This window comes from Paraburkholderia sp. Ac-20347 (assembly GCF_017104805.1).
In the GTDB taxonomy this organism is placed as follows: Bacteria; Pseudomonadota; Gammaproteobacteria; order Burkholderiales; family Burkholderiaceae; genus Paraburkholderia; species Paraburkholderia tropica.
In genome coordinates this window covers 1-11482 of record NZ_JAAGPN010000257.1, presented here as the reverse complement: position 1 = coordinate 11482, position 11482 = coordinate 1, and the positions used below count along the sequence as shown (strand labels likewise).

The window sequence follows — 11482 nt, the reverse complement described above, 5'->3', positions numbered from 1 at the left end:
CGTCCAGCACGAGCGCTTCCGACGCTTGCGCGTTGCTCGCACCCGACGCATTGCCGCCCGTCGCGACCGACGCCACGCGCGCCGACGCCTCCGTCAGCATGCCGCCCGCGAAGGCCGGTTGCGGCGCAGCCTTGCGCGCGCTGCGCCACCAGCTGGCTTCCAGATAGCCGCGCGTCGCCGCGATCATGTCGTGCACGAGCTTGCCCATCAGGCGATATTCCCAGTACGGGAACAGATGGCTCGCGCCGATCGCGATCATGCAGCCCACCACCGTGTCGATGGCGCGCTCGCCGATGATGCGCATGCTGCCCGGCGCGAGCAGATGGAACATCAGCAGCACATAAGCCGAGGTGAAAACGACACTCGCCGTGTAGTTGAACAGCAGCAGGCTGTAGCTCATCACCATCGCCGCGAACATCGAAACGAGCAGCACGAGCGGCTGCTTCACGAGCAGGATCAGCGCGATGCTGGCCACGCAGCCGATCAGCGTGCCGACGATACGCTGCGCGTTGCGCTGGCGCGTGAGCGAGTAGCCGGGCTTCAGAATGATGATGCTCGTCATCACGATCCAGTACGCGTTCGTGAGCGGCAGCAGGCGTCCGAGCCAGAAGCCCACGGCCACGGCGATCGTCACGCGCAGCGCATGGCGAAAGCTCGGCGACGCCATCGTCAGGTTCGAGAAGATCTGCAGCCACGAGACGCGCCGGTTCGTCACGAAACGCGTGAGCGCCTCGTCGATCCGCACTTCGGTTTCGGTGGTCGGCACTTCGCTCGCGAGGCTGCGGCGCATGCGGTCGATCAGACGCGTGGCGCTCCAGATGCGGCGGAACGAGGCCGAGATCGCCGCGTACGCTTCGGGGTCTTTCGCGGGCAGATCGCGCTTCTTGAGCAGCTCGAGTTCGTATTCGATCGCGCGCAGTTCGGCCTTCACGTTGACGTTCGCGCGCGGCGCTTCGTTCTGCAGCACCGCGAGGCCGATGTCTTCGAGATCGGCGGCGGCCTTGCGGATCAGGTCGCGATAGAACACCAGCAGATCGGAGCCGCCGAAGGTGTTGCGCACGAGCGGGTAGTCGGTGTGTGCGCCCACGAACAGCTCGTGCAGATCGACCGTGTTGATGAAGAGGTTGAAGTGCATCGCCCGGCGCGCGTCGATCCTTCCGCTGCGTAGCTTGGGCAGGTTGCGCAGGACGATGTCGCGCGCCGCGTCCTGGCGCTCGACCGCCGCGATCTGCTTGGCGACGAGATTGCGATAGCACTCGTCGAGATCGTTGTCGAGGTCGTAGAACTGCGCGCGCGCGAGCAGATAGTCGGCGCAGGCGAACACGCTTTCGGCGAGCGCCTGCTGCTCGATGCGATCGAGCATGAGACGGCTCACGAGCGTGGACCAGCCCGTGTACCAGAGGCCGCCCAGCAGAATCCACAACGCGTTGACGAGCGCCTGATGCGGCGTGAAATGCTCCTCGAGCGTCATCACCATCATGAACAGCGTGGCGAAGCTGATCTGCGGCCAGCGGTTGCCGTAGACCACGATCAGCGAGAGCACGAAGGTGAGCGGCACGACGGTGGCCCAGAGCGCGATCGGGCTGAAGGTGGCGAGCCCCGTGGCGTACGCGGACAGAAAACCGATCACGCTGCACGCGAGCATCTCGTTGCGCTTGTACTTGAGCGGGCCGGGCATGTCGACCACGCAGGCGCCGAGCGCGCCGGTCGAAATCGTGAAGCCGAGGTCGCTCTTGTCGAGAACGAACAGGCACAGGATGGCCGGCAGCGAAATGCCGACCGCGATGCGCAGACCGCCGTAGAAGTACTGGCTATAGAGGAATTTCCTGATTTCTACGGAGTAGCGCATCGACTGCCGGTGGTGTTCGAATGCGGCTGGGCGCCGCGGACTGTGGCGCTGAGTTTATCGGATTTCGGGCGCGATCTGCCCGTCTCTGTATGCGGGCTTTCCCGCGACGCATGCGCGCGCGTCGACGGGATGGCGCATCGAGCGAGGCTTCGTCGAGGAACGATGAAGACGCAGACGCGAACTAATCGACGCTCAGGCTCGACGCATCGCCGAGCAGTCCATGCGTGCCGCGGATACGGCGCATGCGCGTGCGATACCAGAAGGTCCACGCGAGCAGCAAGCCGAACACCACGTAGCCGAGGATCGGCGAGACCACCAGGAAGCGTTCGATCGGCCAGGTCGCCGCGAGCCAGGTGCGCAGCGCCGCGTCGGCGCACAGCCCCGCGCCCCAGACGAGCGTGAGCAGGCGCATCGCGGCGGCGAAGCTGCGGTTTTCGCTCCACAGCAGTTCGAGCCGCGCGACGCCTTCGCGCGTTTCTCGCGCGACCGTGGCGCGCGTCAGATAGAACACCAGCGGGCGGCGCGCGAACAGCGAACCGAGGAAGGCCACGCCGATCGCGCCGGACGCGAGGCTCTCGCGCATCAGCAGCGCGCGCGTGCCGCCGCCGAAGGCCATGGCCGCGAGCGAGAGAACGATGCCGAGCAGAATGACGGCCGAGAGTGCGTCGATGCGCCGGAAGCGGACGAGTTCGACGGCGCTCCAGGCGAGCGGGGGAATGGCTGAGGCAATCAGGCCGCCGATTTCGCCCCAGTACGGTTGGGCGAGCCGGTAAGCGACCCAGGGCAGCAGCAGATTGACCGCCAGTTCGGCGACGAATGCTGGACGCAGCTTCATGAGGTGCGTGCTCCTTGGAGGGTTGCGGAAAGTATGCGGCAAATGCCCGGTGGTCGGCAACGCGTGCTGCACCGGCATCGGTTTGGCGGACCGCATATCGTGTGCCTGAATCGGGCGGCGCAGGGCTCGGGGTTGCGCGGGATCGCATCGCGGGCGCCTGCGTATGCGAAACTGGCGGGCTCATCCCCGACCGACTGCCATGTTTCCCCGTCCACCTGTCCCGCTCCACGAAATCGAACTCACCGCCGTCCGGGCGCAGGGCGCGGGCGGGCAGAACGTGAACAAGGTGTCGAGCGCCATCCACCTGCGTTTCGACATCCGCGCCTCGTCGCTGCCCGACGTGCTCAAGATGCGGCTGCTCGCGATCTCGGACCGGCGCGTCACGCACGAGGGCGTGGTCGTCATCAAATCTCAGGAATTCCGCACGCAGGAGCAGAATCGCGCCGCCGCGCTCGAGCGGCTCGAAGCGCTCATCGACAGTGTGAGCGTCACGCGCAAGGCACGCGTGGCGACGCGGCCCACGCGCGCGTCGAAGCAGCGTCGTCTCGACGGCAAGTCGCGACGCGGCGACGTCAAGGAAGGGCGGCGGCGCGTGCAGGAGTGAGGCGCGCTCTTAGGCGTCAGCGCTCACAGGGCGAAAACTAAAGGCTGAAAACGAAACGGGCGGCCGCAAAGGGCCGCCCGTCGAGCGTCTGGACCTGCCGGACCGGCGATCAGTGCGCCGTGCTGGGCACGTCGAGAATCAGGACGATGGTCCAGTCGGCGTCGCCTTCATGGTGATACTGACGTTCGGCAACGATGAACGGCTGCTGCTTGCCGTCCGGGCCGAGGAACAGCACGTCGCCTTCCATCGGCATGCATTCGATCGGGGGCAGCGCGAGGAAAGCCTCGGTGCCTTTGCCGCGCGGCATCAGCTTTTCGATCTTGCGGGATGCCGCTTCGGTCCATTCGATGTCGAGCTGGATGTTGCTCATCGTTTTTTCTCCGCGCGTGTGGCGCACTAACAGTGGGTGAATTCGAGGTGCGCGACTTTAGCATAACCCGCGCGCGGGCCGGTTCGCTGGCCGATTGGCGTTCGGCCCATGAAAAAAGCCGAGGCCGGATGACCGGCTTCGGCTCGATTGTCTGGCTGGCGGCCCGCGCGCCGCGTTGTCTGGCCATCGCCCGGCAGTGCGCCACGCTTGGCACCCGTGCGATTTGCCGGCCAGGGCGGCGGCGAACCGGGCTGCGAACTACGCGACCGCGCGGCCCGCCGCGCGCATTACTGCGCCGGCTTCTTGTGGTGCGGATGCGCACCCTTCTTGTGGTGCTTCATCGGCGCTTCGGACTCTGACTGGGCCGCGGCCTGCTGGCGCGACTGCAGATCTTGCGCGCGTTGCTCGACGTCGGCGGCCCGGGCGGGGTCCGTGCTCATCGTGATGCCGTTCTCCGTTTGTGCGTAGGCGGCGCCCGTCAGCGCGGACAGCGAAACCAGGACTGCGAGGGACACTTTTTTCATCACGACCTCCAAAGGAGTGGTTTATGGACCCAGCCGGAGCCTGCCGAGCAGGATTGGCATGTCATTCTAACGACGAAGTTGTCGCTCCAGATGACATCGCATAAAGCGTGCGCGCATCTGTTACACAATGTTGCACTTGCTGCCGCATGGCCTTCGCGACGCGGGCAGGCGCTAGAACCAGCCGATCATCCGATAGACATAAAACTGCGCAATCCCAATCAATTCGTGCAGCGCGACCTCCGCGGCCTGGAGATTCGTCAGGCGCGGCCGCAGGCCCGCGCGCACATGGCGCACGCTGGAGACGGCCGGCGACGGTTCCATCTCGAAGCGGTGGAAATCGAGCATCGCGCGCGGCATGTGATAAGCGGAGGTTACAAGGAAGAGCGTATCCGCGCGCTCGGCGTGCACGATCGGCGCGACGTTGCGGGCGTTTTCCCACGTCGTCAGGCTGCGGTTTTCCAGCACGAGATCGGCGGGCGGCACGCCGGCGCGCAGCAGCAGGGGCGCGTAGGTGTCGGCTTCGCTGGCGGCGTGGCGTTGCGGATTGCCGCCGCTCACGATCACGCGGCAGACGCGTCCGGCCACCCGGCAGCGTGCGTCGAGCGAGGCGGCGAGCGCGATGCGCGCGTAGACGTCGTGCTTGGGCACGAGTGTGCCGTCGTCGCCGGTTTCGGTGCCGCCGCCAAGCATGACGATCGCGGTGCGCGCGCCGAATGCCTCAAGCGGCGTCGCGGCCGGATCGTAGGGAGTACGATAGGACGAGGGCTGCGCCAGGTTGACGAGCGGCAGCGCGAGCCAGCCGGTCGCGAGGAGTCCGAACAGGACGACGGCGGCGCCTGCGACAAGTCGGCGTCCGTTGCGCCACAGCACGAATAGCGCAACAAATAGGAAAAATAATCCGATTAGTATCAATTTGAATGAGGTAACGTATTGTTTTCGGGATGAAGCGTGCATTGCGCGCGTGCGCCGCGACTGCGGCAGCCGCGTCAGGCACGCCGGAAGCAAGGGCCAGCGGCTTCGGACCGCGTGCGGCTGATGCTTTCCGCGGGGGCCCGAATAACCTGCAGTCCGTGCCACGGCGCAAGGCACGGCGGCGCGCGCGGCCACATGCCTCGCAGCGCGCCTGTTTCGCGCCGCAGCAGGCGGGATTGCCGCAGGACTGCATTTTAAGAAAGAAGTGAGATGACCACGTATTCCAACGAAGCAGTACTCGAAGCGCTGCGGCGGGTGCAGTATCGGCAGGTCCCGTGGGCGCGCCGTCCCGAAGTCTTTCAATATCTGCGCAACCTCGGCCTCATGGATACCGTGCGGCAGCGCACCGTCGCGCCGGCGCCCGGCTTTCACGCTCCCGTCGACATCGCCGTGCTGACCGATCGCGGCCGCGCCGAATTCGCGCGCCTCGCCCGCGACGAGCGCACGCTCCACTGGACCGATCAGCGCATGGCCGATTACGTCGACGAGAGCGCGCCGCAATCGTCCGCCGCCGAAGTGCGCTCCTAGCGTCGGGCGCACGCCTTCGGGCAACGCTGTTTGCCCGCTCGGGCGCGACTGCGGCACAGTCCAGGCACAGCGCGCCGTCTTCCGCGTCCCCGTTCTCCGGCGTTCCTGTTTTTACCCAGCCAAAAAAAAGCCCGCATCGAAAGATACGGGCTTACCGGAATTACTGCTGCCACGCTGTGCTTAATGGCATGGAAGTAGACCGGTTTCGGGCACAAGAGGTTCCCTGCTTCGAGCAAGCTTTGACGCGCCGGGTGCGCGAAATGCTCATGCGCGCTTTCCTGACATCTTTCCTGGCGTCTTTTCCGTCGCGCTTGCAGACGGGCGCGCGATCCGTTCAGCGGCGCGAATCAGCCGACTGCGTGGGGCGCGATGGCCCGCTGCGGCGGGCGTTGTCGGCAATATCGCCGCGCAGGTCGCCGCGCGGTACGGGTTCGTTGACGCGCTCGGGCACGCCGCCGGCTTCCGGCGGCCAGGCGTGTGCGCCGGTGCGCGACATCCCCCAACTGGCTTCGCCGGGACGCGGTGGCTGGGCCGTGGCGGTCAACGAAAGCGTCGTCGACACCAGCGGCGCGAGCAGAGCAAGGGCGGACAGCGAAACCATGACGCCCCGATTGCGCAGAATCATGGATTTCATGGCAGCCTCCCGTCAGAACGGGCTGTTGACGTTTGTAGACATGCTCCTACGCTAACGTCAGCGGCGAAAGCGTGCTGTAAATATTGGTAAAGAGATGTTTCGCGCGCACCGATTTCGGGCGTGCAAGGCGCGTGAGGGTGCGCGAGAGCGCGTTGATCGTCGAAGCAGGCGCAGGCGAGGGACGAGCGCCATCCACCGCAGCGAACAGGTTCGATGCAGTCGCGACGTCGCGTTTCAGGCAGGAAGTCCGCGGCGGCAGGCGCCGGTGCGGATGAATCGCCGGACGCGCGTGGCGTCCGGCGGGAGAAAGCGGGAGGTCGTGCCGGTCAGGTCCCGGCAGGCGGGCTCAGCGTGCGCTCAAGCCATCTTGACGGGCGCGCGCCACGACTCCGGGTTGGTCCAGAACGCGCCGCGCAGACGATCGCGGCTCGGCGGCGCCGGCGGCTTCGTGGCGGTGGCGCCAATCCGGCCGCGCAGCGAAATTTCGCGGCCGCTCGTGCCCAGGCGCTTCACGATCTCGGCGAGCGTGCCGTCGGCTTGCCACTCGTCGAAACGGCGGCGGCAGGTAGGCGGCGAGGGGTAGCGGCCCGGCAGCTTGGACCAGCCTTCACCGGTCGACAGCACCCACAGCACTGCGTTGACCACTGCACGCGCCTCGACGCGAGGCCGTCCGCGTCGTTCGCTACGTGCCGGTTCTGCACAGAACAATGCCTCGACCAGCGCCCACTCGTTGTCTCTCAAATCGTCGAACAGCATCATGTTTCACCTCAGCGAAGCTATCTCCGGTGCGCTGCCCCGCGCTGCGCACTCTTCATGTACTTCCGGCCGGTTGGCGGAGTACCAGGCGGAATCGGTTGTGGACGGGCTAGTCTCGAAAAGCGACGGACCGTCCGCCGATCCTGTGTCTGCCTTAATGCGAGAAGCGTGCCAGCTCGCACGCTTTCGTCTCGAAGCCGCGTGGCATCAAGCCCGCGCGGGTGCTTGCCAGGGGCGTATGAGACTCGAAAACGCATCGTCGGGAAATCGGGAGAATCACCAATCTTGTGCAAACAAGCCCTCCAGGCGTGCGATCCAGGCGGATTGCTGCACTGCGTCGAACAATGGACTGTGAGATTCACACGACGGTAATGATCGGCGCGCCTCGCCGAAGCTGTCATAAAATTGCATGAATACGAATGATTGATGAGGCGGATAGATGAATGTGACGTTGCGGCAGTTGCGGGTGTTCATCGAAGTCGCGCGCCTGCACAGCTTTAGCCGCGCGGGGGACGAAATCGGCCTGACGCAGTCGGCGGTGAGTCGTTGCGTGCGCGAACTGGAAGCGGAGATGGGCGTGAAGCTCGTCGATCGCACGACGCGCGAGGTGCAGCTCACCGACGTCGGCGCGAATCTGATCGCGAGCATTCCGCGCCTGATCGGCGACCTCGACGACGCGCTGCGCGAGATCCGCGAAATCGGCGAGCAGCGGCGCGGCCGCGTGGTGGTGGCGGCGAGCCCGACGGTCGCGTGCCGCCTGATGCCCGAGGTGGTGGCGGCGTGCGGGCGGCGTTTTCCGTATGTGACGCTGGGCCTGCGCGACGATGTGCAGAGCGACGTGGTGCGCAAGGTGCGTTCGGGCGAGGTGGATTTCGGCGTGATCATTGGCCCGCTCGGCGGCCAGCCGGTCGCCGACGATCTGGAGACCGAGCTGCTGACGACCGACTCGTTCTGCGTCGTGGTGCGCGACGATCATGCGCTCGCGCAGCGCGACGAGGTGAACTGGCTGGCGCTCGACGGCGAGCGGCTCGTGATGCTCGATCATGCGTCGGGCAGCCGTCCGCTGATCGACGCGGTGATGCGCGAGCAGGGCGTGCACGCGCGCGTCGTGCAGGAGCTCGGCCATCCGGCGACGGTGTTCGGACTCGTCGAGGCCGGCGTGGGCGTGAGCGTGCTGCCCTGGCTTGCGCTGCCGGTGCCGTCGGGTTCGTCGCTGGTGGCGCGCCCGCTCGTGCCGCGCGCCGAGCGCACCGTCGAACTCGTGCGGCGGCGCGAGCGCTCGCTGTCGCCCGCCGCCGAGGCTGTCTGGACGCTGATCCGCGAACTCGACGCCCGCCCGGAGGCGTCGCGCCAGGCGGGATAGCGGCGCCGAAAACGGCGTGGATCGCGGCGTCGTTCAAAAAAATCGCGCGCTACACTGTCGAGCTTTACCCGCTGCCGCGTCCGGTTCGCGTCCGGCTGCTCGCGCCGGGTCCGCTTTCAACCCGCCAAGGAAGGCTCGATGTCCGCTTCGTCCCCGTCGTCCGCTTCGGTTTCGCCTGACTCCCCGCCCAACGTACCTGCCGCGCCCGCCACATCAGCCGCCTCCGCCGAACCGAGCCTCGCGCGCGACGCCGTGCGCGCGCTGCGCTCCTCGCAGATCCGCGAAGTGGCCAACGCGGGCTTCGGCGTCGCGGACGTCCTGCCGTTCTGGTTCGGCGAGTCGGACCGCACGACGCCGGCGTTCATCCGCGAGGCCGCCGCGCAGGCGCTCACGCGCGGCGACACCTTCTACACGCACAACCTCGGCATCGCGCCGCTGCGTGAAGCGCTGGCGCGCTACGTGAGCGCGCTGCATGGCCCGACGTCCGCCGACAACATCGCGGTGACGAGCGCCGGCGTGAACGCGCTGATGCTCGCGGCGCAACTGGTGGTGGGCGCGGGCGACCGCGTCGTGGCGGTCACGCCGCTGTGGCCGAATCTCGTCGAGATTCCGAAGATTCTGGGCGCTTCGGTCGAAACGGTGTCGCTCGGCTACGGCGAGTGCGGCTGGACGCTCGATCTCGACGCGCTGCTCGCGGCGCTGACGCCCGGCACGAAGATGCTGATGATCAACTCGCCGAACAACCCGACCGGCTGGGTGATGACGCGCGACGAGCAGCAGGCCGTGCTGGCGCATTGCCGCCGCCACGGCATCTGGATCGTCGCCGATGAAGTCTACGAGCGGCTCTACTACGGCGAAGCGGGCGAACTCGCCGCGCCGTCGTTTCTCGATCTGGCTTCGCGCGACGAACGCCTGATCTGCGTGAATTCGTTCTCGAAGGCGTGGCTGATGACCGGCTGGCGGCTCGGCTGGATGGTCGCCCCGCGCGCCCTGATGGACGATCTGGGCAAGCTGGTCGAGTACAACACCTCGTGCGCGCCGTCGTTCGTGCAGCAGGCGGGCATCGTCGCCGTCGAGCAGGGCGAGGCCTCGACGCGCGCGCTGGTCGCCGATCTGCGTGCGTCGCGCGATCACCTCGCGGCGGCGCTCGCGCGGCTGCCCGGCGTGGACGTGAAGGTGCCGCATGGCGCGATGTATCTGTTCTTCCGGCTCGCGGGCGCCGAGCACAGCCTCGACCTGTGCAAGTCGCTGGTGCGCGAGGCGGGGCTCGGGCTCGCCCCGGGCAGCGCGTTCGGCCCGCAGGGCGAGGGTTTCGTGCGCTGGTGCTACGCCTGCGATCCGGCGCGGCTCGACGCGGGCGTCGAACGGCTCGCGCGGTATCTGGAGCGCGGCGCCGATCAGCGGGGCGCACGCTGAAATTGCACGGTCATGCGTGTCGCATCGCTTGAAGCGCTATTGACGCAAACGGGTTAAAACGCGCCTGAAGCCGTCTTTACGCACCCGGCGTTTTTGCGTAAGATGGCGCTCAGTCACGCGATTCCCTGCGGGAATTTCGCTGCTCCGTCCGGCTGGGTCTGGCACTTTGCCTGCTTCTGCGTTGTTTGCGGCCCCCCGGTGCGTGCTCCCATCAATATGACCGATCAGAATCGGGCGAGCGCGTCTCCAGTTCCACATCGTCTCTGTCTGTCTGATCCGGTTCCTTGAACCTGATTTACCTTACTTAGGGTCTGAGCTGGCTGCATGAATACCCAAGAGGCGAAAATCGTCCTCGAGACTGCATTGATCTGCACGCAGGAGCCGCTGAAAATCGGCGATCTGCGCAAACTGTTTGCCGACGATATTTCGGCCGACACGGTCCGTAACCTGCTCGAAGACCTGCGTCACGACTGGTCCGGGCGTGGCGTCGAACTGGTGGGCCTCGCGTCCGGCTGGCGCTTTCAGAGCAAGCCGGCCATGCGCACTTACCTCGACCGCCTGCATCCCGAAAAGCCGCCGCGTTATTCGCGCGCGGTGCTCGAGACGCTCGCGATCATCGCGTACCGGCAGCCGGTAACGCGCGGCGATATCGAAGAGATTCGCGGGGTGACCGTCAATACGCAGGTCGTCAAACAGCTCGAAGACCGTAACTGGATCGAAGTCATCGGTCATCGGGACGTACCCGGACGTCCCGCGCTTTATGCCACGACGCGTCAGTTTCTCGACGATCTCGGCCTGAAGTCGCTTGAAGAACTGCCGCCGCTCGACGATCCGTCGAATCAGCTCGGCGAACAGTTGCTCGCGCAGCATGCGATCGAGTTTCCGGACAGCGAAGTGGCCCAGCTGATCGCCGCGGGCGCGCCCGAAGGCGAGGCGGCGCAGGCCGCAGCGGCGGACGCAACGGGCATGGCCGATGCGTCCGTGCAGGACGGCACGCTCGACGGCGTGGAAACGATCGTCGACGTCCGCGCAGAAACGGGAGTAGAGGCGGGAGTAGAAGCGGTCGTGGAAGTCATCGCGGAGGCGCATCAGGACGCGCCGGTCAGCGACCACGCCGTGGCCGAAGCACAAGCCGGCGCGGACGGCATGGAAAGCGCGGCGCATGCGGATGAAGCCGGTGCCGACGCAGAAGACGTCATCGTCGATGCCTTGGACGAACACGCGGCGCACACGCCGTCCGTCCACGCGGATCGCGCCGACGCGCACATCACGGAGCCAGCCGGCCACCTTGCCGGCACGCCCGAAGAAGAAAACGAAGACCGCCGCGACGCGGCGCAGGACGACCCCGTCTGAGGACGGACAACGTAGCCGCCTCGCGCGGCGTCTGACGCAAGAACACTTTTGACGCGCCCCCGCAGCCGGGCGCGCAACCTGACATTTCGAGGTTGTTTTGACTGATATCCACGACACCGATTCGGCCGACGCGTCCGAATCCGCGCGTCGCGCGTCCTCCACGCGCGACGACGACTCGCGCTCGGCCGAAAGCGCCGCGCCGCACGCGGGCGAAGGTTCGGCCGACGGCGAGGACCGTCCGCGCCGTGGCCTGCGCCGCGGTCCGCGTAGCCTGATCG

The 11482-nt window shown here is 66.7% G+C and carries 13 protein-coding genes; 6 read left to right on the top strand and 7 right to left on the bottom strand.

What is annotated here, in order from left to right; genetic code table 11:
- A partial coding sequence (locus G3N97_RS31470; protein WP_205996847.1) for an FUSC family membrane protein occupies positions 1-1849 on the bottom strand: 1849 nt, incomplete at its 3' end.
- A 181-nt stretch (positions 1850-2030) separates the two neighbouring features.
- Positions 2031-2684 carry a VC0807 family protein gene (locus G3N97_RS31465; RefSeq protein WP_205996846.1) on the bottom strand — a complete coding sequence of 218 codons (654 nt, stop codon included), beginning with the start codon at positions 2682-2684 and terminating at the stop codon, positions 2031-2033.
- A 199-nt stretch (positions 2685-2883) separates the two neighbouring features.
- Between G3N97_RS31465 and arfB the strand changes: the two genes are divergently transcribed.
- Positions 2884-3288, top strand: coding sequence for an alternative ribosome rescue aminoacyl-tRNA hydrolase ArfB (gene arfB, locus G3N97_RS31460; RefSeq protein ID WP_065061218.1), 405 nt, complete (start codon positions 2884-2886; stop codon positions 3286-3288).
- A gap of 109 nt (positions 3289-3397) precedes the next feature.
- On the opposite strand, the gene G3N97_RS31455 is transcribed toward arfB, so the two are convergent.
- The 3 genes from G3N97_RS31455 to G3N97_RS31445 all read right to left on the bottom strand — a co-directional run bounded on the left by G3N97_RS31455 (position 3398) and on the right by G3N97_RS31445 (position 5052).
- Positions 3398-3658 (bottom strand): DNA-binding protein, encoded by a 261-nt coding sequence (locus G3N97_RS31455; protein ID WP_205996845.1) that lies wholly within the window; start codon positions 3656-3658, stop codon positions 3398-3400.
- 287 nt (positions 3659-3945) lie between these two features.
- Positions 3946-4182 carry a hypothetical protein gene (locus tag G3N97_RS31450; RefSeq protein ID WP_205996844.1) on the bottom strand — a complete coding sequence of 79 codons (237 nt, stop codon included), beginning with the start codon at positions 4180-4182 and terminating at the stop codon, positions 3946-3948.
- Positions 4183-4353: 171 nt separating this feature from the next.
- Positions 4354-5052, bottom strand: a complete 699-nt coding sequence (locus G3N97_RS31445; protein ID WP_346778151.1) for a YdcF family protein — start codon at positions 5050-5052, stop codon at positions 4354-4356.
- A 312-nt stretch (positions 5053-5364) separates the two neighbouring features.
- Between G3N97_RS31445 and G3N97_RS31440 the strand changes: the two genes are divergently transcribed.
- Positions 5365-5682, top strand: coding sequence for a hypothetical protein (locus tag G3N97_RS31440; RefSeq protein WP_065061221.1), 318 nt, complete (start codon positions 5365-5367; stop codon positions 5680-5682).
- A gap of 334 nt (positions 5683-6016) precedes the next feature.
- Here the strand turns inward: G3N97_RS31440 and G3N97_RS31435 are convergent, their stop codons facing one another.
- Both G3N97_RS31435 and G3N97_RS31430 read right to left on the bottom strand, forming a co-directional pair.
- Positions 6017-6316, bottom strand: coding sequence for a hypothetical protein (locus G3N97_RS31435; protein WP_241030945.1), 300 nt, complete (start codon positions 6314-6316; stop codon positions 6017-6019).
- Positions 6317-6673: 357 nt separating this feature from the next.
- A complete protein-coding gene (locus tag G3N97_RS31430; protein WP_027818239.1) occupies positions 6674-7075 on the bottom strand; it encodes a transposase in 402 nt (133 codons plus the stop codon).
- A gap of 436 nt (positions 7076-7511) precedes the next feature.
- Here G3N97_RS31430 and G3N97_RS31425 point away from each other — a divergent pair, with 436 nt between their 5' ends.
- The 4 genes from G3N97_RS31425 to G3N97_RS31410 all read left to right on the top strand — a co-directional run.
- On the top strand, positions 7512-8435 hold the full coding sequence (locus G3N97_RS31425; protein ID WP_205996843.1) for a LysR family transcriptional regulator: 924 nt from the start codon (positions 7512-7514) through the stop codon (positions 8433-8435).
- Positions 8436-8573: 138 nt separating this feature from the next.
- Entirely contained in the window at positions 8574-9851 is a 1278-nt protein-coding gene (locus G3N97_RS31420; protein WP_205996842.1) for a pyridoxal phosphate-dependent aminotransferase, read from the top strand.
- Between the two features lie 324 nt (positions 9852-10175).
- Positions 10176-11204: an SMC-Scp complex subunit ScpB gene (gene scpB, locus G3N97_RS39720; RefSeq protein WP_241030944.1), complete on the top strand. Its 1029-nt coding sequence runs from the start codon at positions 10176-10178 to the stop codon at positions 11202-11204.
- A gap of 97 nt (positions 11205-11301) precedes the next feature.
- Positions 11302-11482, top strand: a 181-nt coding sequence (locus G3N97_RS31410) for a hypothetical protein (RefSeq protein ID WP_205996841.1), incomplete at its 3' end; no start/stop codon positions are given.